The sequence below is a fragment of the Pseudomonas sp. FW300-N2F2 genome, from assembly GCF_017351655.1.
Taxonomy (GTDB): domain Bacteria; phylum Pseudomonadota; class Gammaproteobacteria; order Pseudomonadales; family Pseudomonadaceae; genus Aquipseudomonas; species Aquipseudomonas fluorescens_AA.
In genome coordinates this window covers 435,915-462,144 of record NZ_JACNDQ010000004.1, presented here as the reverse complement: position 1 = coordinate 462,144, position 26,230 = coordinate 435,915, and the positions used below count along the sequence as shown (strand labels likewise).

Genomic DNA, 26,230 nt, shown 5'->3' with positions numbered 1-26,230 from the left:
TCAACCACCCGCCGTCCGCTGAGAGGGAGCCGGGGTCAGTACCAGCGGCAGCTCCAGGATAAACAGCGCGCCGCGGCCTGGCCCGGCGCTCTGCGCGGTCAGATCGCCGCCCATCTCGTGCGCCGCCAGAATGCAGCTGTGCAAACCAAAGCCGTGACCGTCGACACGCGTGGTGAAGCCGTGCTCGAACACCCGCGCAAGATTGTCCTGCGCGATCCCCTCGCCATTGTCCTCGACCTCGACCCGCACGCGCCCATCGTCAACGACCTTCAGGCGCAGGATGATCCGCGGCGGCCGGTTCACACCGGCGTCCAGCGCCTGCTTGGCGTTGTTGATCAGATTGACCAGGATCTGCAGCACTCGGTGCTTGTCCAGTGGCATTTGCGGTATATCGCTGAACTCCTTGATCAGCGAGATGTGGTGGCGCGCCAGGGACACATCGCAAATGCGCACGACATCCTCGACCAGCTCTCGCAGCGAGCCCGGCTCCAGAACGCTGGCATTGCCGGCATAGGATTGCTGGGTGGCGACGATTTCCTTGATGTGGTCGATTCGGCGGGTCAACTGCGCCAACTCGGCGATCATGCCCTGCTGCTCGACGGCCAGCGCGTCGGCCAGCTTGTCGAGATAGTCCGGTAGTGCGCGCCCTTTCGGATCGCTGCTGATGAAGTCGCCGAGGTCGTCGGGATGCTCCTTCATCAACTGGACGACCTTGGCCACCCCGGGCCCCTTGGAGGTGTGCACCTTCTCGTAGAGGACCTGGGCTGACACGTTGACGCTATTGAGCACATTGCCCACGTTGTGCAGCACATTGGTGGCGATCTCCGCCATGCCGGCCCGGCGCGCAGTGGTCACTAGCTCGGCCTGCGCCTCGCGCAACTCTTCGTTGACCTTGGCCAATTGCTGCGGGCTGGGGATCTTCAGGGCCGCCGGCACCAGCCGGACCAGCAGGATGGCGGTAATCACCGAGGCAATCGCGGTGATCACCTTGACCAGCGCCGACAACCAGTAATAAGGCTGCCAAATGGTCAGGATTTCCATCACGTGGCTGGTCCCGCAGGCCAGGATAAATACGCCAAAGGCCGCCAGCATCCAGTCGAACGGCACGTCCTTGCGCTTGTGGATAAAGTACAGGAGCGTGAAGGGAATGGTGACGTAGGACAGGGTGATCAAACCATCGGCAATGACATTGGTCCACAGCAGATCCGGCCGCCACATGTAGCAGTGCCCATGGGGCATAAAGCGCTTGTCAGTTAACAGAGCCAGCAGATCGTTCATGGCCACTTCCTCCCTGTGCCGTTGATACCGCCAAGTGCCGACTGGGCAAGTCGGAGTCTAGGCCGGTCCCGGGCATTTCGCCTGGGCGGGTGAAGGATGGCATCGGCTGAACCGTATCGCGCTTGCCGCCCCGGCTGTCACTGACAGTCGAAACATCCTGCCAAATTTTCTCCCCTCAATTGCTGCGCCCAAGTTCATCCCCACGACTACCCTTCAAAAGTCGCAGGACGCGGCCTCCCATTCACTCAAGGAACGATTCATGTCGCTCGCCATTGTCCACAGCCGCGCCCAAGTGGGGGTCGAGGCTCCTGCCGTTACCGTTGAAGTCCACCTGGCCAATGGCTTGCCGTCGCTGACGATGGTTGGCCTGCCGGAGGCGGCGGTAAAGGAAAGCAAGGATCGGGTGCGCAGCGCGATCATCAACTCGGGGCTGAATTTTCCGGCGCGGCGCATCACCCTGAACCTGGCGCCGGCAGACCTGCCAAAGGACGGCGGCCGCTTCGACCTGGCCATCGCCTTGGGGATCCTGTCGGCCAGCGTGCAAGTGCCGACCCTGACGCTGGACGACGTGGAATGCCTGGGTGAACTGGCCTTGTCCGGCGCGGTACGTCCGGTGCGTGGGGTATTGCCCGCAGCGCTGGCGGCGCGCAAGGCCGGGCGCATGCTGGTGGTGCCACGGGCCAATGCCGAGGAAGCCTGCCTGGCCTCGGGGCTGAAGGTGATCGCCGTGGATCACCTGCTCGAGGCGGTGGCGCATTTCAACGGCCACACGCCGGTCGAGCCGTTCGTGTCCAATGGGCTGCTCTCGGCCAGCAAGCCCTACCCCGACCTGAATGAAGTACAAGGCCAGGCCGGGGCCAAGCGGGCCTTGCTGATTGCCGCCGCGGGGGCTCACAACCTGTTGTTCAGCGGGCCACCGGGTACCGGCAAGACCTTGCTGGCGAGCCGTTTGCCAGGACTGTTGCCGCCACTGGCCGAGAGCGAGGCCCTGGAGGTCGCAGCCATCCAGTCGGTGGCCAGTTGCGTGCCCTTGAGCCATTGGCCGCAACGCCCGTTTCGCCAGCCACACCACTCGGCTTCCGGTCCGGCGCTGGTGGGTGGCGGGTGTCGGTTTTCGAAATAGCTGCGAAATTTTCGAATTTAATGCGACTGATAGAAACCGTTATTCGCCCCAGTGACAAGCGGTAGGGTAGCCCGAGCCACCAGATAAACTAAGGCTTACTAACGCCACCGTAGGGATCGCTCCCCCTTCAAGGAGCGGTTACCTTTGCTGGCATCGGCGGGCTGGGACGTAGGCGTCAAACGAAATGTAGTAGAGTACAGACACACAGAGGGATACACCGTGGACAAACCAGCTCAACCAAAAACTACGCGGTTCGCCGCCGAAAAGAATACGTCGATTACCAGTCGTAGCAAGGGCGGTAGGATCACGGCTCTTCTTTCGAATGCTGACGCCGTGGTTGAGCGGCATGCCACGAAAAGCCTCGCATGGAGCGCTCTTTGTCAAAGCGGGGGGCTCAAGACTCGCTCAGTGCGGCCGCCACACTTGTCGAACGTCGAGCGCGAGCTGGCAGAGCTCAAGAAAGTCGTTGCGGCATTGGCCATGCGCTCCGTTGCGCATGAAGAGAAGGCTGCTGATTTTGACGTCGAGGGCATGACCGTACTTGATGCCAACACGGCGTATCAACTACTGGACAATCCTCCAGAGCCCACTGAGGCACTTCGCAACCTATGTAGTGAGCCGTTGTAGGTTTTCGAAACAAATGCGAAAGAATGAAAATTAGTACGACAGATTGGTAACAAGCCGATGCTAAGTGAGACGTTAATCCGCATTCCGCTGAACAACTGGGGATTCCGCCTTGTCCGCCCGTAAACGCCATCTACACTGATGGTAGCTGATGGATCAGCCCCCTTCGACAGAGAGCCCGCCACGTGTGGGCTTTTTGCTGTTTGCGCGCCCAATGCCCTGTGGGAGGAATGAACCATGGCCCACCCAAAACTGGTTCCCGCCGTGCTGGCCAGCCTTCAATTGAACCAGATGATGATCGGCGAAGCCTTTGAGGAGATCGCGGCCTGGCTGGAAAAGGAGGGTGCAACTGAGACCGCGCAAAAACTTAGGGTTCGTGCTGGCGACCTGAGATTTAACGCGGAAACCATGGATAACGCGATTATTGAACTGCTCAAGACGGATGAGAACATGCACTGACTCTAATTGGATACCTCCAAACAGATTATCGAAGACTACGGAGCGCAAACCGAAGTAGCCATGCCCTTAAAGTCACATGAGCCCGGCCCGCAGCAGGCTTTTCCATTCCCACTCATCACTGCTACGCTTTCAACTCCCTCGAACGGAGTCGAAGCCATGGCCACCAATGAATACTCTCTCCCCGATGTACTTGAACGCATGCATGAAAATCAACACGCCTTGGAGGCCGCCATTATGGAGCTAACGCTGCTGGTTGAGAGTCAAGCGCGATCGAGATAGGCGGTAACGTCAGGGGCGCACTGGAAACGATCCGCGAGAACACCGGGCACATCAAGCAGGGATTAGCCAAGCTCACTCAACCCAAATAGAATAGATCTAGGAGAACAGCCCGAAGCTCTAGCTCTTGTTGGTCGCGTGCAAATCGAAGTACTTGCGACGCGCATGGGCCATGCAGCCGATCTCCATACGCCCAGTACAAAGCCTGCCTTGTAGCCAGCGAAGTCATTGCAGACCAGATTGCCGCTCCAATGGCACAGGAAGGCTCGAGCATGCTTGCCAGCTCTGCTCGGGCTGAAGTCGCCGATCACCAATGCGAATAGCGACCTCTGTGAGGATCCAAGAAAACACGTCGCTCTGCGCCTCTATTGGGTCAGTTTTCGGTCGGCGGCAACAAACTTAGTGCTTCTGCATATTTTGCAGCTACGGCTCGGAACCCACGTCGCGTGGGGTGCAGTTCGTTATCCCACCAATCTTTGTATGTGTGGTCGTTTTTCAATGTGCCACGCAAGTCCAAATGGCGCACATGCCCTAGCCCGTTGACATTACCTAGTGAAGCCAGCATTTCGTTCAACCGATCAATTAGTTGAGTCACAATCTGTTGGCGCTGAACCGGATCCTCATAGCCTTTTTCCCGAAATCCAGGTTCCAACCATGGTCCCGGTAACGGTCCCCAACCGCCCACGTAACCCCTTCCGTCTGCGACTGCATAATCGTAGCCATGTAAAAGAATGGGTACGGGATATCCCAACTGCCGTTTTGTTATTTCCGTCACGGCCGAGAGGATAGTTATGTAGGCTGAGCGAATTCGCACATCCAAAAAACCGCTCACTACCTGTTGGTTAAGGCCCGGATTCCCGCTTTTGGCGTGATTTAAAAGCGCTGCAAAAGACTCTCCCGCCACATCATTTCCGCCTCCCGAAATCAGGATGGCTTTCGGCGTCTTGTTGGACCGAATCATTTTCTCCAACTTGCGCACTAACGGAATGAGCTGCCCCGTGTTGTAGGCCATATCCTCAATCCGGTCGCCTCGATGGCTGACAGAATCGACATCGAAGCCGTGATGGTCTTCGAGCTCCGATAGGACATCGTGCCACGGATAATCAAACCAAGAGTCGCCCTCAGCCAGGAGAGTCCCAGCTCCGGGGGGGGCTAGTCCCATTAGACCAATCTGCTGACTGCGGTACTCGTAAGCCTCATCCGCCTGCCTCGACCCAATTTCGATAGCATCGTTGTCTGGCGTACTCATGTGTCCCTCCTTGTGCCTTGGTCAAGTATCGAATTCCAGTAGCAGACTGTCGGGAAACGGTCCGTCGTATTTCATCTGCCCCTCCTGTCCCGCCTTGCGTCGAAGCCCCTTCCTTCGTAACACGCTTCGGCAGATTGCCGATATCTGGACGCGATTGATGTGGGCTCCGAAGCAAGTGTGTCGGCCACTGCCAAACAGCAGGTAATCGCCAGCCGGGCGCCCCGGTCGAAACGATTCCGGGTTATCTACTACCGCTTCATCGAACATGGCCGACCACACTGCAGCCACAATAAAACTGCCGGCCGGGATGTGAGCCTCACGCGGAGTCCCGCGTGCAATCGTGCAGTCGGAAGCGCAGACCCGATAAAGGAACGGGTGTTGCGGTTTGAAGCGCAGCGCCTCGAAGACAAAGCCGTCTAATGTCGTGTCGTCGCGATTAGCCGCTTCTTGAGCGGCCGCCAGCATGTCAGGATGATCGAGTAGTACGTCCAGCACGTTGGCAACACACTCGCTTGTGGTATCGACGGCGCCGACCGCCAGTCCCGTGAGATTGCGACGGATACCGTCATCGTCAAGAGCTAATGATGACGCGGATTGCAGTCGCAGCAAGCGTGTCATGACGTCGTCCGGTATCGTCTTGCCCTCCGCGATGGCGGCTTTGCGTTCGGTAATAGCTGCAGATAAGTGCGTTTCGAGTGCCATCGCGGCCTCATCTGCCGCCTGCACCGTTTTCAACTCGTTACTCAAATTTCGGAATAGGTCCCAGAACAAGGCCCGCATCCAGTGCTGCAAAGTACGTTCATCGGGGCCGCTTACCCCCAGATACCAAGCCACGAACCGTGCCGGGACAACGCGTGCGAGATCCCGAACCAGATCCAGGCTACCGTGCTTAGCTGTCGCGACCAGCCTCTCAGCTTCGCTTTCGACAAACTGCTGGATGCCCACGAGATCTCCCCGTCCCGAAGCTAGGCGAAGGGTCGACACCTCGCGCTCGTACTCGGGCGAATCCGGCATGCCTAGAAAGAAGTGCGCGTGGACGCGCTGCATGCGCGGCGTGTAGATCGATTCAGTAAATTCAGCATCGCGGTACAGGATTTCACGCACGTCCGGCTGGCGCGTGACGATGATGGCCCGTGGGGATTTGAAAATGGGTTCTGACCGACGCAGTTCGTCAAACATGGCCTTGGTTTTGGTAGTAAGCCAGTCGCGCACTAGGCTCGCTTGAGCTGCAGCCAATTCCATCGGATTCTCGAACAGACTCTCAAGGGCTTTGTACTCGACGAGAAACGACGTTTCCATGGAGGTCTCCTTAAAGCATGCCGCCTGCTAAGCGCCCGAGTGCCGTGATACCCGGCATTAGAAAATACCCACCGCCGCGCGTTGATACAAATCGGCTCAAACCAAAAACAAACGGATTATGAGTTGCGCCTGGCACTGTGATCTGACCGTCGAGGTTCGCACCAATGATCGGGTCTCTTTCCTCGGCTAACAGGCCGGCGAACTCGCCTTTGTTCACCCACTGCTCCTGGATAAACTCAAACTGAGCTTCTATGTCTGCGTTTAGCGCGAGAAACACAACGCCGCGATCAACGTCGGGGGCGGTCTCGAAGGGGGGGCCGTAGGGCAAGCCGCGCCGCAGGATGCGGTGGAAGGGGACATGTGTATCATCGCCGAGCGCATCGCGTGGATTGGTCCGCCGAATGTGCGCTCCGAGAGGGCAGCGCTGGCCTGTCGGGTCGCCCCGGTAACGAAAGTTGTTCTCAGCCGATCCCGGGTCATGGGACGGTGATAACACAAGTGGCGCACCACTGCGCCAACGCCCTATGAGATTCGCCGCCATGCGATCCTGTGCCACTTGGCTGTCGGAACCAAATGCACTTAAAGCAGTATCCCGCACAAAAGCCCGAAAGGCTGCTACATCCTGCGCCAGTTTTCGAAAGACTACGTATGTACCGTTTGAGCAAAGATCGAGAAGGAGGGGCGGGAATGGCGGCGCTTCTCGCTCCTGTGTGTATCCAAGTAGGAACTCACCCGGTTTGAGCGGTCGCCATCTGCCGTCGTTTTGCGGAACTCCCATACCGGGTTCGTCGACCAAGCCACCCTCAATGCTCGGCTGCCCTATGCCATCTCGAAACCCGAAATGCTCACGCTGCTCCGCTAGTGCATCGGCCCAGATCACCCCGGCCACTTCAATTAGCCCAAAGGTATTGGCCGCCTGCTGCAAGGCCGCGACGCGGGTCTGCCGAGCGCTCTCGCTATCAGCGTTCACCATCACCATCGCATGTATGGCAGCATCGTGAAGCTGGGGCTCCCAATGCTCGGGCGCACTCATGCCGGTGTCGCCCAACTGGTAAGCACGAGCGTACATTCCCTCTCGAAAGGCTGCTGGCAAAAGAGTTAATCGTTGGGGAGCAACCCCCAAAGTCACAAGTCCAGCAAAGGTGAGGGCACAGTTCAGGGTCGCAGAAGGCTTTTTGCGGTGTCCCGTTGCGAAGTCTTCTGGCCAAATTTCCGAACTTGTGACACCCACCTCCAGCAAATGATGCAACCATTTTTTACCTTCAGTCGCACCTGGAAATTGCAAAAAAAGATAAGCGGCGCATGGATGCCGATATGCCTTGAGAATGTTGCCTTGGATATCGGCAAGATTCAGGTAAATGTCATCGGCTGTTTTCATTCTTTCAGCTACTCCCACCTAAACCAGGGGGCTTAGCAAGTTCGCGCTGATAAGTGGTCGTCTTTTCTGCCCAATCGAGTGCTTTGAGTACCGTCGGCACACTTGCGGCCGGATAGGCCGCGTAGAAGAGATTGGTCTCCACTTGGTGGGAGCGCACGTACGTTGCGAACCCCTCGTAGGGTTTTGCTCCGGGGTAGCCAACGCAGTTGTTCCAAATTGCATCCAACCCTGCCGCAGCCAGCTCGACGAAATCCCGTAGGTACTTCTCCCATGTGCCGTCAAAATTACTTGTAAATAATAGCCGGGAGTCATTGTCGAAAATTACCCAGCGTGCGTAGTGAATCGACGAAATACGCTTGATCGGGCTGTCCGGACTAACCTGAATCCCATTGAGAACTTTCCTTAAATCATTAGCCTTACCTTCGATAATCGGAGTGATTACGGTCAATTCAGTGACTTGTCCGATGGTCTTACTAATTATGCTTTCCATGCTTAGTCCTCTCCTCAATCCGTCCTAGAACGGGTATTGCAGTGGTCTTCCGACTATAGAAGGAGTTATTCGCCATACCGTACGTTTAAACGGGCATCCTTATAGTAGTACAGGATTTATATTCGGCCAGCAGAGGCAAGTTTTCTGATGAGGCGTTTCAGTCAGGCCGAGCGGAGCTTGGTCTAATTCACCCGTCAAGAATGTCTGGCTGAATCGGCAGCGCTGCGGTCTTGCCCCCCCATAAGCGAAATAGCTCGGCCGGTGTCGACCTCTCAGTCATAGCACTGTGGCTTAGCCATGAGAGTTCGGTGACGACGCACGGCTACATCGAAGCTGATCTTGCCATGAAGGAACGCGCCCTGACCGCGATCGCGCCTCCTGACGTTCGGAGCACGTGCTATTGCCCGACGCACGCGTTGTTGAAATTCCTGCAGACTCTTTGATTATCCGCAGCTGACAAGGTTAATGAGCGTGGGAACTGCTCACTATGTCGGTTTATCAGGTAAAAGCAGTCAGGATCAATCCGCATACACTGTCAACTGCACCGGTACTTACAGTCTTTGCCGTTGAACACAACGTAACCATGCATAAAACTAAAGCTATGCCGCAGAAATCATCCGCGTAGTCATAATGGCAGCGATCTGCCGCGCAGCGCATTCATAGTGCGCGTGGTGTTCCGCTTGCATTGCGTAGCGCATTCCCAACCTCCCCCGACCGTCGGGAAAATCGCCTGGCACACAACGCGGTTTGAGCAAATGTCAGATACGATGTTTAATATCTGACATTGCCTTTAAGTGACTTTGCCGATGCCATCTCTACCTGCAGCGATTCTGGAAAAAAGCCTGACCCTTCCAAAAGGCCACGTTCTAAGCCCAAAGGAGTTTCTTCACCTGGGTAGCCGTGCCGCCGTGGATCAAGCCTTTTCGCGCTTAGCCAAAGCAGGAAGTCTCCTGCGCGTCGCTCGCGGTATCTACGTTGCTTGCGCACAGGGAGAAGCCGGAACGCACGTTGTGGGGACAGAGGCCGTGGCACTTTCGATTGCAGCCAAGGGAAAGGCAGCAATCACCAGCAGTGGCGCTGTAGCTGCAAAATCATTTGGGCTTATCGCGCAAACGCCGGATGAGGTGGTGTTCCTAACCTCGGGTCGCAGTAAACAGCTTGCCGTCGGTGCGACAAAAGCCTCACTGCAACATGCGCCTTATTGGATGGTGGCTCTGGGGAATTCACTGGCTGGCGACGCGGTTCGAGCACTGGCCTGGATGGGAGCAGAGTGCGCTGAGGGTGCGGCTTCCCAGCTTCACAGCCAACTTTCAGTCTCTCAATGGGAGGCTCTTTCGTCTGTTCGGGCTAGTCTACCCAGCTGGATGGCCGCTGCTATCGGTAAAGCCGGCCTCTACGGTGGATTAAGCAAAGGAAGCGGCGCTACTGACCAACGGCCACGAAATTAATGGTGCACTGAAAGGTATCAGCAGGTCTTAGCGATTAAACTAACGGGATGAAAAAGGTAGACAGACATGGCTAGCGGCGAGCATTTAAAAGCGTTATTGCGCTCACACATCAAAGGAGATGACAGTCATTTCCTTGCCGTTGCCATGCAAATGGCTGCACACGAGGCCAAGCAAGGGCATGGAAAGCTTGCTGAAGATTTGCGCACGTTGATCGACTCTGCTCAGTCCAAACGTAAGCAAATGCCCTCGACACAGCCTGTTCCCATCGGCCAGCCCCGAGGCGAGCTGAGCAATCTGCTGTCTGTTTCCCTTCCACAGACTCGCTTCTCTGAAATGACTCTGGACGACGCCACCCACGGCCGACTTGCCCGCATTATCAATGAACAGCGCAACTTCGAAAAAATACGTGCACACGGCCTGTCTCCTCGCCGCAAATTACTTTTGGTCGGCCCGCCGGGCACGGGCAAAACAATGACGGCATCTGCTCTGGCCGGAGAACTTGGAATTCCGCTGTACATTGTTCGCCTCGATAGCCTGATCACCAAGTTCATGGGTGAGACAGCGGCCAAGCTTCGGCAGGTGTTCGACGCCATCCGAGATACTCGTGGGATCTACTTTTTCGACGAGTTTGACGCCATTGGATCTCAGCGCGGACTGGCCAATGATGTTGGCGAGATTCGTCGAGTGCTCAACAGCTTCTTGCAGATGATTGAGCAGGATCAGTCAAACAGCCTGATCATTGCCGCCACGAACCATCCGGAAATTCTCGACTATGCCTTGTTCCGGCGCTTTGATGATGTTATCGAGTACGGGCTGCCCAACCCGGAGCAGATTCGCGCGGTGTTGAAAAATCGGCTCGTAAACTTTTCGAAATCGATTAAAAGCTGGGATGACCTCACGGAGGTCGCCAAGGGCCTCAGCTACGCCGAACTGGCGCGGGCGGCAGATGACTCGATTAAAGACGCGATCATTCATGATCGCGCCGATGTAGACGCTAGGGACGTGGCAAAGCATCTCGGAGAACGTAAGGCTTTCCACGGAAGACAACGACAATAAGCCAGTAGAGCTTTTCGATGACGGAACCGAACGCAGGGCAGCGACGACACTTTCACTTACAGCGTACAGGGCGGCCGGAACGGTATCAGTCAACCGCATCCCCGACCCGAGACCCCGTTTACCCCCGACGTGATCGCATAGGGCATGGGGAAAGGCTGCTCAGCCAACTGGAGTACTTCGGAACACGGATGGCACAAGCCGTCCAACTGCAACGCTCCGAAGGCCAGGAGGACGGCTTTGGCTTGCAGCTTGAGTTTGTGAGTGAGCCAGGCTTTGAACTGGCATTCGAGGGATTAGCTAGAGGCCAGCAGCGAATCGAGTTGCTGAATCTGCGCTACGACGGAGCCACCCAAACACATTTCGCGACCGTCTTCATTCCTGATGGAAAGCTGAGCGCATTCGAAGCCTTGGTAACTCAGTACCTGCGCGCCACAACCAGTAAAGGCATTCCACGCAATACCCCTCTTTTGAATCCCATTCTTGAAATCCGAACTGCAACATTCAGTGCACTGTGGACTGACAGTGCAGACGCTTTGCCAAGCTCTCCCGATGAGCCGATCTGGTGGGAGTTCTGGTTGCCCGCTCGCGATAACCAGGCCGCTGTTCTTCAGCGATTCCGCACGATTGCGGAGGTGCTTGAGTTCCAGATCTCACATGAAGCGCTGATTTTCCCGGAGCGTACGGTCGTCAACGTATATGGCACCCAAGCGGCCATTAGCGCATCGATGGCATTGCTCAATGAGGTCGCTGAAATTCGCCGAGCCAAGGAAACGGCAGAGTTCTTCGATGCATTGAGTCCAGGCGAACAGCGCGAATGGATTGATGAACTACTAGGGCGCACCTCCGGTGGCGACGACGACAGCGTTCGTATCTGCCTGATTGATACCGGCGTTAACCCCGGCCACCCTCTGCTGAGCAACCATATCGGGATGGCAGATCTGCACACGGTCGATGACGACTGGGGGGTTCAAGATGATGTAGGCCATGGTACCGGCCTTGCCGGTGTTGCCCTCTACGGCGACCTAGTTGACTCCCTGTCGGCGCATGGGCCGGTATCCATTTCCCATCGTATCGAGTCCGTGAAGCTGTTACCTGCTGCCCGTGGCGACCAGCGCGAGTCCTACGGTGCGTTGACCATGAATGCAGTGGCGCGACCAGAGATTATTCAACCCGACAAGCAGCGCGTGTTCAGCATGGCCATCACCAGCCTTGATGATCGTGACAGGGGCCGCCCCTCAGCGTGGTCGTCTGCGGTGGATCTACTGACCTCCGACGCGCTGGGTGGACGATCACAGCCACGCTTGATGATCGTTTCCGCCGGCAATGCCAACACGGAACAATACGTCCGTTACCCCTTCAGTAACCAAACCGACGGTATTCATGACCCTGGCCAATCCTGGAACGCCCTATGCGTGGGTGCGTACACTCAAAAGGTTACGCTGGATCCGGTGGTCGCAGGAGAATCCGTTCTCGCTGCCAATGGCAGCCTCAGCCCCTACAGCACCACGTCCTGTACCTGGACGAAAACCCCTTGGCCTCTGAAACCGGATGTCGTCTTCGAAGGCGGTAATTTGGTTTGCGATGCTCATGGCATTTTCAGCCATACCTCTCTTTCGCTCCTGACAACGTCACATCGGCCAGAAAACCGCCTGTTCTCAACCACGTGGGCCACCAGCGCTGCTTCCGCGCTGGCCTCGCGCATGGCTGCACAAATTGCTTCCGCCTATCCCGAGCTTTGGCCCGAGACGGTTCGTGCTTTGGTGGTGCACTCCGCCGAGTGGACGGAGCGAATGAAAGCCGAATTTCTGGCTGGCGAAGCGAAGTCAGACTACGAAACGCTCGTTCGTACCTGCGGTTTTGGCGTCCCGGATATCGGTCGAGCACTGTGGAGCGCGTCCAATTCATTGACTTTGGTGGTGGAAGACTCACTTCGCCCATTCACGCGACAGGGATCTAAACCGGCAACGGCTCGTGACATGCACCTTCACCTACTTCCTTGGCCTCAGCAGGAGTTACTCAACCTTGGCAACGAGGAGGTCGAGATGCGGGTAACCCTGTCCTACTTCGTGGAACCCAATCCGGGTGTAGCACAGCGCGGGCTTAAAGGGCGCTATCGATACGAATCCCATGGATTGCGCTTTGAGGTCAGTCGATCTGGCGAGGATGCGACACTGTTCCGTCAGCGCATCAACAAACGCGCCCGAGAAGAAGATGATGACAGCCCCTACCTGAGCAGCGCTTCAGATTCTCGGTGGCTGATGGGGACACGGGGTCGCCATAAGGGGTCGCTACACTCTGACATCTGGCGAGGGCCTGCCTCGGACTTGGCAGGGTTGGGGATGATCGGCATTTATCCTGCGCCGGGATGGTGGAAAACATTGGTTAAGCAGCAACGATACAACGACGACGTGAGGTACAGCCTGGTCGTATCGATCAAGACGCAGCAGACGGAAGTCGACCTGTACAACGCTGTGGATGTTGCGATTACCAACGCTACGGCGATCGTTATCTGAAGAAGACGGCGCGCGCGATACCCCGCGCGCCGTATGAGCCGTCATATGATTTGCTGGGCCTAATGAAGGGTGCCTCATGCAGCTATGCGAATTGCCAGGCTACGGGAAAGTGACATTGGCTTTGTTTCCTTTCCGCTGGTACGAGACGGGGCGGTGGATAATCCGCGCGCTGAAGCACGTTTCACCGGGCGATGTCACTTGGATGCCTCACTACATCGAAGAGAATGGCCATGCAAAAGGCCAAACATTCGACACGTATGAGGACGCCCGAGCGTTTTCCACGCAGTTCAATGCGCAGATCGCGGATAGGGCGGCCTCCCTCGACATCGATGAGGTTTTGCGCACGTCTCTGACGCTGAAGGCAGAAAAAGAAATCATCGTGCAGGAACGCATGGCGGATGAAGAATGCATGATGTTCACAGAGGCGCTACGCCGAAACGCCTCTGCCGCACGCCCTCAACGATCTGATCTGATCTTGCCACCCGATCTTGAAATCTTAGGTGACGCGCTATTTGAGCAGTTGCAGGAAGCACCCTATCTCCAAATCGCATTCTTCCCCAGATACAAGGTTGCATTGGCCCGAAGTGGCGAATTCGACTGGTCGCGTCGATTGAACCCGACTAAAAAGTGCGCGATGCACTGTTCGCGCGAAAAGATCGCCCGAGGCTTTGGTCTGTGCGGTACCGCGCATTGGGGAAAAACCAAAGTCGAAATCCGCGCCGAGCTGCTCCCGAGAGCCAACAAGCTTTTACAGTTGGCCAGCGTTCAGAAATTGCTGATCGAAGCCAAAGCCCGTGGTCAACGGGTGGTCGTCGTTGCGGGCTTTGTGTTCTGGTATGAGGAAACTGGTACACCTGGCTGGACTGTCAAAACTGTCAGTGGTGATTCAGCCAGCAAGAGCGGTGAAACGCTATGGCACGAAGGTACGATCATCTCCAAGAACCACGGCCGCATCGTGGTGCTGCCGTACATCAAGGAGAACGGGCAGAAGGTACAAGGTCATACCAAGAATTCGAGCCATGAGAAAAAAGCATTGCCCCGGCATCCGGATGAGTATGTCGAAGTACCGTTCGAGGTACTGCGAGGCGATCTGATGATTGAGCTGTTCGGCGGGCTTCCTTACGAGTGAAACGCTGCAGCCGAATCAGCCCAGCCCCCTTCATATCCAACACGAAATTGACGTTAGTTACACACCATGGGAATGTCGGTGCGCAGCCTCTATAGGCAGACCGATCACGGAGAGATAAAACAGTGGAAGAAACGTTTGAAATGCCCGCCGAAAGTTCGCTGCGAGGCTGGAGCTACAAGGGTGCGCTGGAAGCGGGTTTTGAGCTTAAGTCCTATTCTTGGGAAGATGTTCCCACAGGGACATGGCTTGCTCGGTTGGACTTCAAGGTCTGGTCAAATAAGACATCTGCTGGAAGTCTTGGGTGTTATTTCACATCACTGGCCGATGGCCGACAGTACCTGCTTTCCGCATTCCGTCCGTACCGGTCTACAGCAAGAATCTACACACCGACAGATGGCTCCATCGACTTCTCATCGCGTGGACTCGATGGTCAGATCTTTTTGTTGGAGACCGGTAAAGGTGCAAACGGGAAGACTAAATGGCTCTCGGCAAAGCTCAACGAGTAACGCTGGTCGGTTCGGATGAGTAAGCGCAGCCTCTTGGGGGGCGATTTGCGTAGTGACGGCCACCAACTCATTTAGCGAGCCGTATACACCGTCTGCTTTTTTTATAGTCTCGAACGCTTCGTGCAGTGCCGCGCGCCGGCTCTTTTCGGTTGCGGGAACCGTGAAGGTAACGTCGTTATTATCGCTGGCCCATAGCCCCAAACAATCACACGCCACCTTGTTGAAGTAGCCCAGTGTCGGCATTTTATGATCGGTCAGTTCCACGGTTCCGTCCTTCTGATGAATGTGCCGGCATTTTAGGTAATGCGGCACGCAGTTCTAGGTATCAAAATCGCAATCGTGGTACTTACCCCAGCATTACACGCGTGTCAGGCACCAGAACTTTCATCCCGTTTGCTCGGCGATTGGCGGTATAAGTCCGGCCATCAAGCCTTACGTGATTAGCCCGGCCGCCACTTATGGCCGCAACCGATTGATTTCGCTCGCCCGCTGCGTGGTGACCTAGCGAAGAGCTAGTTTTTGGGACCCAGAGTCCACGGGCTGATCAGGCCTTCTGCCAATTTTTATCAATGGGTAGATGACTTGGCCGGAGAGTTACGCACACTCGCGAGAATCGATCAGATGATTAGTTCTGTTGCTCTCTCCCAAAAGGTGAAAATCCAGGTATAAGGCAGCTTGACGGCTTCCATCCCCAAGAGAAAAAAGAGATGGAAGAGCGGAGGCCCTATGTCAAAAACGGAAACAGCATTACGATCGATGTGTAGTTTTGGCAGGCAACCGTAAAAGCGGGTCGTCATATGAGTAAAAGCCACAAGCTTTCGGCAGACTCGACTGCTGAGGACATATTGGAGGTCAAACGACTAGCCAGGATTAGGCTTATCGATGCGTTGTACTTGGCAGACCGAGAGAGCCTTGAACTAGCGGCCCAATATGTCAAAGCTGCACTGCGCGGCAAAGGTTCGATTCCAAGACCAAAAAGGTTCAGTAGCCTAGGCAACGAGGACTGAAGAAGACTTGGTTCGGTTCAGGATGCCTTCGGGCAGCCATCACCAATGTGTCAATGGGCTTTAACGAAAGGGATATGACATGAACAGCGATGAGCTTTATGTTTCAGTCGACGTCGAGACTTCCGGGCCGATCCCTGGCGAATTCAGTCTGCTTTCTATTGGAGCCTGCCTTGTAGTCGAGCCTGCAACATCCATTTATCTCGAACTCCAACCAGACAGTCCGAAACACGATTCAGAAGCACTGGCGGTATCTGGGCTGAATCTGGAAAAATTGGCGCGCGAAGGCCTAGCTCCGCAAGAAGCGATGCAGAGGTTTGATCAGTGGCTGAAGTCGTCTTGTCCAACAGGGCAGAAAGTAATATTCGTAGGGCTCAACGCGCCGTTTGACTGGTCATTCGTCAACTACTACTTCCATAGGTATTTGGGAGCGAACCCTTTTGGCTTTACCGCAATCGATATGAAGGCCTACTTCATGGGCGCCACAGGTTGCGCCTGGAAGGGAACAAAGTCCTCCCAAATGACCGCAACGCTGAAACCACTCAGCGCACCGAACCACAACGCACTGGATGATGCTCGCTTTCAGGCAGAGCTCTTTTCGCTAATGCTGGCGGATAGAGGTAAACGCTGATCCGCATCTCACAGGTCTTATTTGAGCCAGGTTGCCTCGATATACCTACCGCCCCTGAACGACCACGCCTTGATGCCTTCTGGTTTTTCGGACTTGCCGACGATAATGGCTATTGGATGCGGTAAATCCTGCGTATAACGCGCCGCAAATCTGGAAAAGCTTCCGACATCTGCTGAAGAGATTGTCGGTACAGATTGGGGGTGCGTATGCCAGTACCCCACTAGGCGTAATCCTTGATCGTTGGCATCCTGGATCTCCTGCCGGCAACGCTCCGCATCCAACTCTAGCCACGACCAGCCTGACCGATCAGAGCGATGAGGCAGCGTGGCCAAGGCTAACAGTAAGCCAGTAGGGTTAACTGGATTAACGAATAATTGTCCCCCGCGCTCCACGCCAAAAAGGCCTTGCCTATGCTTGTCCAAGACGTCCGCGACCGCTTGCGACACCAAGAGCTCAGAATCCACACCCGGCCATCTCCAACGCCAAGCGATATCCGTCATAGCATTTCTTCCTTGTGTTCCGGCCACCCGCGCTCCAGCAAGAGTTGTTGCGCGCCATTAGGCAATTCAGGTCCATGGTATTTCCCACCCAGGACCGGCACGTCATCAGGCCTGTAAATACTACTCACCCAAGCTGCCGTCACAATATTGCCGGTCAACGCGCGCAAAGCCGTGTGCGACACCATCGAGGCGATGTTTGTCATTCCCAGCGATCCGCCTGGAATGAAGCTTTCCCCACAGGCAGGGAGCGGGACGATACCGCCTCCCGGCCACTCGGTGAATTTGTGCCTGAAGTCACCGTTGTCGGTGAACAAATGCCTGCCATCAAAGGCGCCAGTTGGTGCGAGAAGCGCGTGCCCTACCTGAGTGTGAGGTTCACTCCAAGCCTGTAGCAGACTCCAAGTGGTACCGCTGGACTTGGCCCGCCATACCGTGACCTCGGATTGCCAATCTGCAGTCGTGATCACTACCAGATCTGCCGCATCGAATACTTCAGGTTTGCTGCTCATCACAACTTCAGCGAACGTTGGATAAGCGGCGCATTCTGTAGTCGGAAGATCTCTAATAATTTTGTCTCGTAAAGCCGTGGCCTTTAGGCTTCCCAAATTGTCCGCTCCCAGAACGTGTCTACCAAGGTTGGCCGACACCAAAGTGTCCGGATCAATGAGGGTAAGATGGCCAACACCGGATCGCGCCAACTGCATGGCCACCGCACTGCCCAATGAGCCGACGCCGACACAAACTACTCGAGCATTCTCAAGCTGCTTTGCAGTGCCGCTTATATCGCGGGACAAAATAGAAGCCCGATCAAGCACGTCCAATGCTGTTGCTCGGACGAGCGCTGGGACATGTGCGTTGGGCATCCCTGGACGGCGTCGCGCCGTGCGCAAGCCAAACTTTGCCCCCCGCTCTGGCTGCACGCCGAAGGAACGAACATTAAGGCAATAGATGGGAGCGCCCGTCGCCCCCGGAAGCTCCAGAACAATCCACCGACTTGCCAACGTTCCGTGCAGGTCAAACCATGCCAGCAGTTGCTTGGCATCGTCCGGGTTAAGGTGAGGTGTAAGCCACGGCAATAACTCTTCTGGGTTCGGAGTGCGGATATCCGGATAACTCTGAAGTTTGACGTAGAATCCTGGAGTTTCGGCCGCACGAACTACTGCGGCGCGCCCGACAACCCGCCTGTAATGCGCTTTCAGCGCAGCTACGTCAGATGCCATCCACACGGTTTCCTGGCCGGATGGCAAAGCCCGGCGAGGATCGCTGAGAGCAAACAACTCCGAAGCAACTTGAGGTCGATCTAAGAGCAAGAGGTTCTGGTACGACTGGCCGTGCTGCATTGACCAGTAGGTAGTAATCTCGTTCTGAAATTCGATATCGCGCGTTGCCTGGCTTGATCCCATCTCAGATAAAGAAACGACCTTGGCCAAGCGCGCAAGACTGTCCTCTACGACAACCTCTGGGGCACCCATGATTGGGCGCTCCTGAAATCCGTGTAGGCAAAGTCCAGCCTTCGTGGCATGCGGCCAGATTAGCCATGGAGAAGGTTCAACATTCAGCCGTAAATGACCACGGGGGAAATTAGTGGGAAAACCAATACGCAGTCGCCGCTCTCGCCCCGTGTAGTCGATCGGCAAAGGAAAGTGAAAACTCGCTGCTTCGTCAGCCCGCATTGGTGCGGGCTGGAGCAGTGCATCAGCTGCATCCTGACCTAGGACATTTCGCAGCGCGGCAATGCCGCGCTGCAATGGCGTTTTAGTAGGATCAGCCAAGGCGCCCAACTGGCTTTACGCTCGACTGAGAGTTTCCGCCACCACTGGCCCCTCCGAAGAGCGCGCCCATCGAAGCAGAGTTGCGAGTGGTGCCATCCGGTCGACCAGGCATCGTCCAGTTGGCTGGAATTTCATTGTTCACTGCCGTGATGAACGCCGGTGCCATACCGAAGTTCTCTTTCACTGCCTTGGCAAAGGAGTCCGTGGACTCGAAGCTCTCCAAACCTAAAGACACCGATGCACTGGCGTCAGCGTGCCACTTAGCGAATGCCTGGCGGTAGCCATGCCCCTCACCAGGCCTGTTCCACTTCTCTGCAAAATTTTCCCCGGTGTCAGCGGGGTTGCAAACAAAGCAGTCAGTGCCTCTTTTAGCAATATGCTCCGGCATCCTGCGGACAATCTCCAGAATCGCATCTAGCGGCGGCAGCGGTTTCGACTTGGATTCTTTCACGACATCTAGGTAGGCATGGGTCGCTAGGGTCGTGATAACCGCCGATATGGGGCGGGTATCCGCGCTCTTGGTTTTGATGGCCCATTCGTCACGATGTCGTTTTAGAAGCTTGATGGTCGCACGTAGCGGATCCTGATCGATATAGTCTTGGTACTGCGGCAGCGGAGCCTGTGTCGCCTCATCAAGCATCCGCTGACTTTTGGCAATCACGAGACTCTCCTCGAGAGAGATTTCCTGAGCAGAGGCAACCTGCAACCAATTCGAGTAGGGAATTGGGCTGCTTGCTTTCCAACCAGTAACACGGTCCGGAACCTCCAACTTACCCTCGCCATTTCCTTCGCCATTTCCGGCAATCGCGCGGGCAGGCGTGACATCGATATGGAAGCCGGGATTTTCGTCAGCGTAAACGATCCGAATGCCACGACGTAGCTGCTTAATTTCTTCCTGAACGCGAGAGCCTTCCTTAAAGCGCTCCTCTATCGCCTCTAGGACTTCCTGTGCCCCAGCGCCTTGAGCATGCGGGAGCCAGATGATGGCGTCTGCATCAATGGTGTCCAGATCTGCTGGTGCTCCAGCGATGGGCTTGATGGTCGTCTTCAACCGCATCGAGCCCTGGACAAAAATGTGGGCCTCAGCAAGTAGAGGGTTATCGGATGCCGAAAGGATTTTTTCCAGTTGAGAGTAGCGATCATTGATCTTCTCGTACTGTGCTTCCGACAGTGAGATGTCCCGTGCGGCACGAAGCAGGAAGTATTCCCAACTGCTGCGTTTGGTCTGTTCGTTGCTCATAAGCATTACTTGGCCTCCAGGGCCTGGGGGCCCAAATGCAATGTTTGCGTGAACCGATTTTGGTTATCTCTGTCCCGATCAAATATCAGGTACGGGTGCTGATGCTGTGTGGTGAGCAAAGCGCCAAACTCGATGGCCAATGCCGCAGGAATTGCCGCAAACACGTGGATAGGGTTCGGGGTCATAGCCTCGAGCTGGCTCAGCCGTATCTGAAGCGCGTCGCGAAAGGCATGAATTACCCGGCGGTTATGAACCATCGAATAGCTTGGTTCTGGAATCGTCAGCTCCGCGATACGCGCACCTGGTAGAGCCTCGGTGACGTCGCGAACTGGAATTTGCGCAGAAATCGAAAGCACCAACGCGAGCGGACCATCGCCTGCCGGCGGCGGAGTGAATAGATACTCAGGTGGCTCAGCGGACTGATCAGGCCAGCGCAGAAGGTGTTCGCGATTAAAGGAGAAGATTAAACGCTTGGAACGATCGCCGATCGTCTGGCCCAACAGCATCAACGCAGGAATATCGGCCACCCCCACTACAGCCAACGCCGGAGCATCGCCATAGGTGCCGCCACGACGAGTAATTTGCTGCTCCAACCGATGCTGGATGTCGTCCGTAATGTTCTGCCAATAGGTGGAGTCTCTGCCTCGTGGCCCGGGTGCAGGGAAAGTGATTTTGATGCCATGATCGAAGGCCGTTAATCCTTCGGCAGACATTGCGGTCAACAGATCGCGAACTGGGATGTCATTGTTTGTCTGGAAATGCTGACTCTGGACAATTAGCGGAATGGCTCTGCCGCCATCGGGGGCCGTTGCGGCGAGTCGGATGCGCTCGAGGAACGCCTGGTGCAAACCACTCAAATCGTTTTCGGGATAGCCATCCGCGTCACGATCGATTTTGTCGTGACAGCTTGGGCACAGGAGCATGAGATTGGCGGTATCGTTCGTATGCGCTTCAGCGTCATGATCTGCTCGGCCACGAGGGCCTTTGGGGCTGGCCGGCAGGATATGCGCCACCTCGCCCCACTTCATTGGCTTGCCAGCTCGATAGTCGAACGTAAGATCCGTGCCGCATAGCTCGCAGTGGCCAGCGGTCTGAATCCATACGATTTGCTTGGTTAGCTCATTCGTGTTGAAACGCCCATTCGCAGGCTTGGACTCTTCTTGTTCTGCCATTCGACCTTTCCCCCGAGAAACATCCATTATTGCAGCTGATGATGGCCAGATAAGATCACATTGAGGCCATTTCACCTGATTTCAAGAGGCAAGGCGGTGACCAGAATCTGAATTTTTGTTGCTCTTTGGCTCACCTTTTGTCGACGGCGCGTCTGGGCTTGGGTTTCAGAGCAGCTAGATAGCGCCGTCATCTCGTCCGAATGCTCCAGTGCCATCTGATCGAATCAGCGACAGCCACACCTTCGATTTTTTCTGAGCGGTCTCGATGCAGATCGGTTGGGCTTGTCCGAACTCTGTGGAGGGGTAAACAAAACGTGGGGATGGTCTGAGGTTCAGAGCCGCTCTTGCAAGAGGCACGCCTGCCACAAAAAGAAATCTGTGTCTGCGCCAAAAAACTTGACGAGTCCTCTTTAACAAAAGTAAAAAAAGGTACCTAATCAATTACTTTCAATGCATTCGCTTAAAAAATCTCTCAAAAATTACACAAAACATATTCTCGTTATCGCAATCCACACAACCATCGGCTACGCCGTTGAATCCGCACTTCCGCACATCCCAGAAGTCGTGACCTTCGTGACAACACATGTCATGAGCTTTGTTCATTGACCGCCAAAACTACATATCTTTGACACTGTTGTCCGACGATGTTGCGAGCACTACTTGCAACATCGTCGAGCAGCTAAAGGCGTCGTTCTTCCGCTGGCAAATATTCGTCACGGTAAATGAACTATCAAACAAGTCCGGTAGCGCTTTCGTCGACTTTGGTCGGTGTTTTTGCTTTAGATGTGGCAAAAGGACATCAGCGCATGGTATTGGTTTAGCTACTCTAGACTTTGCAAGGGAGATGCGACATGTCAGGCAGAGACGGCGGCCCTCGTGGGCCGGTCGACCCCATCATTGCGTGCGACCAGCTTTCGTTCACCACTCAAATAGCGTCGCCCAAGGATGACGTAGTCGAACAGCTGCGAGAGAACTTCATCCTGGACATCATGCCCGGAGATCATCACGGTCAATCGGTCGTGCTCGCTCTCTGGAATGGGCAGGAAGTCGGGGGCATTGCTGATCGCAGGTTACAGCGCCTGCGCCAATGCATGACCGATGGTTCCATGTACTCGGCACGCGTTGTATCGATCATCAGCGGACAAGTACGCGTCCACATCTACCCAGTCTGAACGAAGCAAGGAGGCTTCCATGATCACCATTGTCGGCGGTATTTACGGCGAGCACTGCGTGCGACCCGCGTGGGACGAGGTTTATGGTTCTGCTGGAAGGGCCGCGACAGCGATCGCCAGGTTCGGTGGCCAGGTTGAATTACACGGCATTGTAGATATCGACCAACAGTTCATCATGGAGAGCCGGGCGGCCCTCGAGGGCTTCAAGTTCCATCCATATATCGCCCCCCGCGGTCTGTCTTTCGAATATCTACATGGCCTGTCGACGCCGACGGTGGCTGGCCCAATAGGCGCCGTAACGGAGCTCAAAACCAGTGCTGAAAAGGTCTTGCGATTCGGAATGATGGAAGCATCCGTCGTTGTCGATGCCGAGTACGCGGTCTATGACCCGCAAAGCGCCGACGCGCCACAATCGTTTGGTGCCAACGGCTCCAAAGCGGAGCACTTGGCCTTGGTGCTGAATCGCAATGAGGCTGGGTTGTTCATCGGCGACCACTCCCTGTCCCCAGAAGCTCTCGCAACAACCGTTGCTGACAAGCAGCAGGCTGAAGTGGTGATTATCAAGATGGGGCCTCTGGGAGCCCTGGTCTATGACAAAGGGAGCATCAGTCGCGTCTCGGCTTACCGAACGAACCGCGTCTGGAAAATTGGCTCAGGTGACACCTTCGTTGCACACTTTGCGTTGGCATGGATGGAGGAAGGCTTGTCGGCACACGAAGCCGCGGTTCGAGCCTCCAAAGCAACGGCTTACTATTGCGATACGCAGGGTCATCCCAGCCCGAAGTTATTTGCCGGTTACAACGCAACACCGCTTGAGCCTTCCGAGCGTTACCGCAACGGTTTCAGGCCTCAGGTCTACCTGGCTGGCCCATTTTTCACCCTCGCCCAACTGTGGATGATCACGGAAGCCCGAAATGCTCTCACCGATCTCGGGCTGCGCGTCTTTTCGCCTTACCACGATGTAGGCTTGGGGTCAGCCGATGACGTTGTACAAAAGGATCTCCAGGCCATTCACGACTGCGATCTGATATTCGCCATCGGAGACGGATTGGATTCCGGAACCGTCTATGAAATCGGCTACGCCAGGGCGTTAAACAAACCCGTCGTGGTGTACGTGGAAAATGAGTCGACCCAAGACAAGAAAATGATGGAGGGCTCCGACTGCCGAATCAGCAATGACTACGTCAGCGCGATCTACCAGACCGTTTGGGAGGCGTGCGTGCTATGAAATCTGCGCTTTTGCTCTCTGGCGGAATGGATTCATTGTCGATCGCTTGGTGGAAGCGCCCGGACCTCGCCATCACTCTCAACTATGGTCAACTGGCCGCTAACGCGGAGATTGCCGCCTCTCGTGCGATCTGCCAGCACCTGGCGATTGCGCACCATGTGCTTGAAATTGACTGTCGGCATCTAGGCTCTGGCGATATGGCTGGAAGGCAGGCTGACGATCTGGCGCCGGCCTCGGACTGGTGGCCCTATAGGAATCAGATGCTGGTGACGCTGGCAGCCATGAAAGCGATTTCCTTCGGGGTCACCCATCTGTGGTTAGGGACAGTGAAGTCCGACGGCTTCCATCGGGATGGTTCGCCTGAGTTCATGGCGGCCATCAGTCACCTGCTGACGATACAGGAGGGAGGAATGGTCGTGGAGGCGCCCGCAATCGAAATGGATACCGCGGAGCTTGTCCGAACGTCTGGCATCCCCGCCGGCTATTTGGCTTGGGCGCACAGTTGCCACAAGGCCGACGTTCCTTGCGGCAACTGCCGCGGTTGCAACAAGTATTTCGCAGTGTTCGATGAGGTTGGCCATGACTTGGATCGACCTGGGTAATCCCTCACCCAAGCTTACGCCGAGCCGGTACAACTTGGTGAAATGGCAAACGGGAGAGGTCCAGCGCCTGACAGCTAGCACGGCTGACTCAACAACGACCTTCAATCAGGTTATCGAGGGTCGCAAATCCGATCGTCAGTTCGGGCCTATCGACGACCAACAGCTTGGTGCGCTCCTATGGCAGGCTTGTCGATGCCGCGAAGTTTGGCCGTCCGATCTAGGATTTGATTTGGAACATAGATCGACCCCTTCCGCCGGAGCGATTCACCCCATCCATGTATTGATCAATAAACCAGGCGACTGCCGCTGGTGGCTTTATCAGCCGCAAGGCCATTATCTGGTCGAATTGATCAAGGCATCAGAGCAGCTTGCAGGACTGCTCGAGCACAGCGCCAAGGTGCTTGAAGGTCCGTCTGCAGTAAGGCTGCTTTTTGTTGCCGAGCCTGGGAAGACGCTGACCAAATACGATGAGGGCTGCAGCTTGGTCTGGAGGGACGCCGGCGCGCTTTTGGCAATCATGGCATTGACAGCCCATGCCCAGGGACTGACGTTCTGTCCACTGGGCATTACGGGTGAACCATGGGCCAGTGCTTTATCCGATGAGGGACAACTGGCTGGCGTGGGTTTTGGGCTTCTTGGATTTGCTGCGAGGTCGTGACTCTTCAGCACCGCGTCCCATGCCCATGATGCTGTGAACAGTCTGAGCGGAAGACATCATCTCCAGCCAGATCAGGGCGTCCAGTTCGGAAGCCCTGACACCGAGGCCTTTGCTGAACCGAATGAACTGCTCTTCCAACTGCAGATAGTGCCGCTCAACCGTTAGGTTGGTTTCAAAGAATTTGCCCAGTAAACCGGCACGCAGGATATGGATGTCGAGGATGGCTACATCATCGGCATCCAACCAGTTGCGAGCGACCCAAGAGGCGGTTTTGTAACCAATCCCCGGAACATCCAGCAGCCAGTCACGTAAGGCTTTGCCTGAACTCAGCGGAGGATACTCGGCGGAGAGTTTTTGCAGGGCTGCCGCCAGGTAGCGGGCCTTTTGTTTGGCGAAACGGTAACGGACCAATCGGCCAGCCACGTTCATGGGTTCCCTCAGCCACTCCAGCAACACCTCTTCGGATGGAGGTTCTTCACCAAAGGCGCCACGTTCTTTGACATGGTGAAAGGCTGCAAGACCAATACTGGATGGGATGCCGTGTCCCCCTAACAGGCAAGCGCCGACTTCTTCCTTGAGTGTTGCGCCCAGCTTGTAATCAATGCGTTCGCCATGCAGTCGACGGGCGTACACCTGGTAGGCCCAATATGCAGGCGTTGGGAAAGCCTCTACAGCCCCCCAAGGCACACCAGGAATGACTTCGTCGTCAGCCTTAGGCAGCTCGACATTGAATACCAGATGGTCGATGAAAATAGCGCCTAATTGCATCAGGCGGCCTCCTCGGCATTGCCGTAGTTTTCCTGCATCCATTGCAGTAGCTCGTGCCGCTCTAGCGCACTCATGCTGTCGATTCGAGAGCGCAGACGAGCCTGGCGACGTTGAATGGTTTGCCGATCCCTGAATGTCTCACCCAGGTAGCGGGAGTCGTGCAAACGACTCGAGGGTTTGTAATTCATCCAGACCACTTCCTCGCGTACATCGACGTGAGTTTTGGCCGGGAAACTTACCTTGCGCCACCCCGCGAGCTCTCGGTTGTAGAGCTCAGAGTCATAGCCTGAAATCATCACTTTGCAAGGTAGTGCAGCCAGGCAAGTGAGTAATCGAACATGGTCTTCTTCGGTGTAGTCGCATCGGTAGACCTTGGCTCGGCGCCGGGTCTGCGGCACATAGGGCGGGTCAACATAGACAAGCTCGTTGCCGGTATAGGTAAAAGCTTCTAGGAACGCCACCGCATCCACCTGATGAAGCTCACACGTGCCTACCTGTTCAGCACGCCACCGTTCGATGACGGTGGCATCCAAATCCAGACCAATGCTTCGCTGAGCTGCTTTTTTATTGCGCATGACAGCCCCTCCGCCGAGGTGGGACTCAATGTAGGTCTGATGCGGTGGCATCAGGTTGATCAAGCGCTGGTAGCACTTGC

Annotated in this window: 23 protein-coding genes and 3 pseudogenes; 13 read left to right on the top strand and 13 right to left on the bottom strand. The window is 55.8% G+C overall.

Features of this window, described 5'->3' with window-relative positions; genetic code table 11:
• Positions 1-1,278 (bottom strand): sensor histidine kinase, encoded by a 1,278-nt coding sequence (locus J4E63_RS28680; RefSeq protein WP_207284020.1) that lies wholly within the window; start codon positions 1,276-1,278, stop codon positions 1-3.
• 259 nt (positions 1,279-1,537) lie between these two features.
• Between J4E63_RS28680 and J4E63_RS28675 the strand changes: the two are divergent.
• The 4 genes and pseudogenes from J4E63_RS28675 to J4E63_RS28660 all read left to right on the top strand — a co-directional run.
• Positions 1,538-2,389 (top strand): annotated as a pseudogene (locus J4E63_RS28675) (YifB family Mg chelatase-like AAA ATPase); the annotation flags it as partial.
• A gap of 231 nt (positions 2,390-2,620) precedes the next feature.
• Positions 2,621-3,028, top strand: coding sequence for a hypothetical protein (locus J4E63_RS28670; protein ID WP_207284019.1), 408 nt, complete (start codon positions 2,621-2,623; stop codon positions 3,026-3,028).
• 234 nt (positions 3,029-3,262) lie between these two features.
• Complete coding sequence (locus J4E63_RS28665; RefSeq protein ID WP_207284018.1) at positions 3,263-3,484, top strand: hypothetical protein; 222 nt, start codon at positions 3,263-3,265, stop codon at positions 3,482-3,484.
• 156 nt (positions 3,485-3,640) lie between these two features.
• A pseudogene (locus J4E63_RS28660) lies at positions 3,641-3,852 on the top strand (hypothetical protein).
• Between the two features lie 31 nt (positions 3,853-3,883).
• On the opposite strand, the pseudogene J4E63_RS28655 reads toward J4E63_RS28660, so the two are convergent.
• The 5 genes and pseudogenes from J4E63_RS28655 to J4E63_RS28635 form a co-directional block, all read right to left on the bottom strand.
• Positions 3,884-4,071 (bottom strand): annotated as a pseudogene (locus J4E63_RS28655) (transposase); the annotation flags it as partial.
• Positions 4,072-4,133: 62 nt separating this feature from the next.
• Positions 4,134-5,009 carry an SGNH/GDSL hydrolase family protein gene (locus tag J4E63_RS28650; RefSeq protein WP_207284017.1) on the bottom strand — a complete coding sequence of 292 codons (876 nt, stop codon included), beginning with the start codon at positions 5,007-5,009 and terminating at the stop codon, positions 4,134-4,136.
• A 21-nt stretch (positions 5,010-5,030) separates the two neighbouring features.
• Positions 5,031-6,308 (bottom strand): cytochrome P450, encoded by a 1,278-nt coding sequence (locus J4E63_RS28645; RefSeq protein WP_207284016.1) that lies wholly within the window; start codon positions 6,306-6,308, stop codon positions 5,031-5,033.
• A gap of 10 nt (positions 6,309-6,318) precedes the next feature.
• Positions 6,319-7,686, bottom strand: a complete 1,368-nt coding sequence (locus J4E63_RS28640; RefSeq protein ID WP_207284015.1) for a Dyp-type peroxidase — start codon at positions 7,684-7,686, stop codon at positions 6,319-6,321.
• 4 nt (positions 7,687-7,690) lie between these two features.
• Positions 7,691-8,176, bottom strand: a complete 486-nt coding sequence (locus tag J4E63_RS28635; RefSeq protein ID WP_207284014.1) for a hypothetical protein — start codon at positions 8,174-8,176, stop codon at positions 7,691-7,693.
• An 806-nt stretch (positions 8,177-8,982) separates the two neighbouring features.
• Here J4E63_RS28635 and J4E63_RS28630 point away from each other — a divergent pair.
• From J4E63_RS28630 to J4E63_RS28615, 4 genes are all read left to right on the top strand, one after another.
• The gene (locus tag J4E63_RS28630) at positions 8,983-9,624 is read left to right on the top strand and encodes a DUF6088 family protein (RefSeq protein ID WP_207284013.1); all 642 of its coding nucleotides are present in this window, start codon (positions 8,983-8,985) and stop codon (positions 9,622-9,624) included.
• Between the two features lie 66 nt (positions 9,625-9,690).
• Positions 9,691-10,680, top strand: coding sequence for an AAA family ATPase (locus J4E63_RS28625; RefSeq protein ID WP_207284012.1), 990 nt, complete (start codon positions 9,691-9,693; stop codon positions 10,678-10,680).
• A gap of 188 nt (positions 10,681-10,868) precedes the next feature.
• The gene (locus tag J4E63_RS28620) at positions 10,869-13,193 is read left to right on the top strand and encodes a S8 family peptidase (RefSeq protein WP_207284011.1); all 2,325 of its coding nucleotides are present in this window, start codon (positions 10,869-10,871) and stop codon (positions 13,191-13,193) included.
• Positions 13,194-13,269: 76 nt separating this feature from the next.
• A complete protein-coding gene (locus J4E63_RS28615; protein ID WP_259334267.1) occupies positions 13,270-14,322 on the top strand; it encodes a hypothetical protein in 1,053 nt (350 codons plus the stop codon).
• 410 nt (positions 14,323-14,732) lie between these two features.
• Here the strand turns inward: J4E63_RS28615 and J4E63_RS28610 are convergent, their stop codons facing one another.
• A complete protein-coding gene (locus tag J4E63_RS28610) occupies positions 14,733-15,092 on the bottom strand; it encodes a hypothetical protein (protein WP_207284010.1) in 360 nt (119 codons plus the stop codon).
• Positions 15,093-15,914: 822 nt separating this feature from the next.
• Here J4E63_RS28610 and J4E63_RS28605 point away from each other — a divergent pair.
• Positions 15,915-16,463 (top strand): 3'-5' exonuclease, encoded by a 549-nt coding sequence (locus J4E63_RS28605; RefSeq protein WP_207284009.1) that lies wholly within the window; start codon positions 15,915-15,917, stop codon positions 16,461-16,463.
• A 17-nt stretch (positions 16,464-16,480) separates the two neighbouring features.
• Here J4E63_RS28605 and J4E63_RS28600 read toward each other — a convergent pair whose 3' ends face one another.
• The 4 genes from J4E63_RS28600 to J4E63_RS28585 are packed head-to-tail and all read right to left on the bottom strand — an operon-like array spanning position 16,481 to position 21,147.
• On the bottom strand, positions 16,481-16,963 hold the full coding sequence (locus tag J4E63_RS28600; protein ID WP_207284008.1) for a Mov34/MPN/PAD-1 family protein: 483 nt from the start codon (positions 16,961-16,963) through the stop codon (positions 16,481-16,483).
• Positions 16,960-18,744, bottom strand: a complete 1,785-nt coding sequence (locus J4E63_RS28595) for a ThiF family adenylyltransferase (RefSeq protein ID WP_207284007.1) — start codon at positions 18,742-18,744, stop codon at positions 16,960-16,962. The genes J4E63_RS28600 and J4E63_RS28595 overlap by 4 nt, the downstream gene beginning before the upstream one ends.
• Positions 18,728-19,981, bottom strand: a complete 1,254-nt coding sequence (locus tag J4E63_RS28590; RefSeq protein WP_207284006.1) for a nucleotidyltransferase — start codon at positions 19,979-19,981, stop codon at positions 18,728-18,730. The genes J4E63_RS28595 and J4E63_RS28590 overlap by 17 nt, the downstream gene beginning before the upstream one ends.
• The gene (locus J4E63_RS28585) at positions 19,981-21,147 is read right to left on the bottom strand and encodes an SAVED domain-containing protein (RefSeq protein ID WP_207284005.1); all 1,167 of its coding nucleotides are present in this window, start codon (positions 21,145-21,147) and stop codon (positions 19,981-19,983) included. The genes J4E63_RS28590 and J4E63_RS28585 overlap by 1 nt, the downstream gene beginning before the upstream one ends.
• Before the next feature lie 851 nt (positions 21,148-21,998).
• On the opposite strand from J4E63_RS28585, the gene J4E63_RS28580 reads away from it, so the two are divergent.
• Genes J4E63_RS28580 through J4E63_RS28565 form a run of 4 tightly spaced genes read left to right on the top strand, consistent with a single transcriptional unit; the run spans position 21,999 to position 24,807 of the window.
• On the top strand, positions 21,999-22,319 hold the full coding sequence (locus J4E63_RS28580) for a hypothetical protein (RefSeq protein ID WP_207284004.1): 321 nt from the start codon (positions 21,999-22,001) through the stop codon (positions 22,317-22,319).
• A 19-nt stretch (positions 22,320-22,338) separates the two neighbouring features.
• On the top strand, positions 22,339-23,547 hold the full coding sequence (locus J4E63_RS28575) for a PfkB family carbohydrate kinase (RefSeq protein WP_207284003.1): 1,209 nt from the start codon (positions 22,339-22,341) through the stop codon (positions 23,545-23,547).
• Positions 23,544-24,149, top strand: coding sequence for a 7-cyano-7-deazaguanine synthase (locus J4E63_RS28570; protein WP_207284002.1), 606 nt, complete (start codon positions 23,544-23,546; stop codon positions 24,147-24,149). The genes J4E63_RS28575 and J4E63_RS28570 overlap by 4 nt, the downstream gene beginning before the upstream one ends.
• Entirely contained in the window at positions 24,127-24,807 is a 681-nt protein-coding gene (locus J4E63_RS28565; RefSeq protein ID WP_207284001.1) for a nitroreductase family protein, read from the top strand. The genes J4E63_RS28570 and J4E63_RS28565 overlap by 23 nt, the downstream gene beginning before the upstream one ends.
• On the opposite strand, the gene J4E63_RS28560 is transcribed toward J4E63_RS28565, so the two are convergent.
• Together J4E63_RS28560 and J4E63_RS28555 are read right to left on the bottom strand one after the other, a co-directional pair.
• Entirely contained in the window at positions 24,742-25,575 is an 834-nt protein-coding gene (locus J4E63_RS28560) for an 8-oxoguanine DNA glycosylase (protein WP_207284000.1), read from the bottom strand. The genes J4E63_RS28565 and J4E63_RS28560 overlap by 66 nt on opposite strands.
• Positions 25,575-26,150, bottom strand: a complete 576-nt coding sequence (locus tag J4E63_RS28555) for a DNA adenine methylase (RefSeq protein ID WP_259334264.1) — start codon at positions 26,148-26,150, stop codon at positions 25,575-25,577. Before J4E63_RS28555 ends, J4E63_RS28560 begins: the two co-directional genes overlap by 1 nt.
• Between the last annotated feature and the right edge of the window lie 80 nt (positions 26,151-26,230).

Coding starts and splice junctions, on each gene's coding strand:
- J4E63_RS28680 (WP_207284020.1), bottom strand. CDS start 1,278: ATGAACGATCTGCTGGCTCTGTTAACTGACAAGCGCTTTATGCCCCAT.
- J4E63_RS28665 (WP_207284018.1), top strand. CDS start 3,263: ATGGCCCACCCAAAACTGGTTCCCGCCGTGCTGGCCAGCCTTCAATTG.
- J4E63_RS28650 (WP_207284017.1), bottom strand. CDS start 5,009: ATGAGTACGCCAGACAACGATGCTATCGAAATTGGGTCGAGGCAGGCG.
- J4E63_RS28645 (WP_207284016.1), bottom strand. CDS start 6,308: ATGGAAACGTCGTTTCTCGTCGAGTACAAAGCCCTTGAGAGTCTGTTC.
- J4E63_RS28640 (WP_207284015.1), bottom strand. CDS start 7,686: ATGAAAACAGCCGATGACATTTACCTGAATCTTGCCGATATCCAAGGC.
- J4E63_RS28635 (WP_207284014.1), bottom strand. CDS start 8,176: ATGGAAAGCATAATTAGTAAGACCATCGGACAAGTCACTGAATTGACC.
- J4E63_RS28630 (WP_207284013.1), top strand. CDS start 8,983: ATGCCATCTCTACCTGCAGCGATTCTGGAAAAAAGCCTGACCCTTCCA.
- J4E63_RS28625 (WP_207284012.1), top strand. CDS start 9,691: ATGGCTAGCGGCGAGCATTTAAAAGCGTTATTGCGCTCACACATCAAA.
- J4E63_RS28620 (WP_207284011.1), top strand. CDS start 10,869: ATGGCACAAGCCGTCCAACTGCAACGCTCCGAAGGCCAGGAGGACGGC.
- J4E63_RS28615 (WP_259334267.1), top strand. CDS start 13,270: ATGCAGCTATGCGAATTGCCAGGCTACGGGAAAGTGACATTGGCTTTG.
- J4E63_RS28605 (WP_207284009.1), top strand. CDS start 15,915: ATGAACAGCGATGAGCTTTATGTTTCAGTCGACGTCGAGACTTCCGGG.
- J4E63_RS28600 (WP_207284008.1), bottom strand. CDS start 16,963: ATGACGGATATCGCTTGGCGTTGGAGATGGCCGGGTGTGGATTCTGAG.
- J4E63_RS28590 (WP_207284006.1), bottom strand. CDS start 19,981: ATGCTTATGAGCAACGAACAGACCAAACGCAGCAGTTGGGAATACTTC.
- J4E63_RS28585 (WP_207284005.1), bottom strand. CDS start 21,147: ATGGCAGAACAAGAAGAGTCCAAGCCTGCGAATGGGCGTTTCAACACG.
- J4E63_RS28580 (WP_207284004.1), top strand. CDS start 21,999: ATGTCAGGCAGAGACGGCGGCCCTCGTGGGCCGGTCGACCCCATCATT.
- J4E63_RS28575 (WP_207284003.1), top strand. CDS start 22,339: ATGATCACCATTGTCGGCGGTATTTACGGCGAGCACTGCGTGCGACCC.
- J4E63_RS28570 (WP_207284002.1), top strand. CDS start 23,544: ATGAAATCTGCGCTTTTGCTCTCTGGCGGAATGGATTCATTGTCGATC.
- J4E63_RS28565 (WP_207284001.1), top strand. CDS start 24,127: ATGACTTGGATCGACCTGGGTAATCCCTCACCCAAGCTTACGCCGAGC.
- J4E63_RS28560 (WP_207284000.1), bottom strand. CDS start 25,575: ATGCAATTAGGCGCTATTTTCATCGACCATCTGGTATTCAATGTCGAG.
- J4E63_RS28555 (WP_259334264.1), bottom strand. CDS start 26,150: ATGCGCAATAAAAAAGCAGCTCAGCGAAGCATTGGTCTGGATTTGGAT.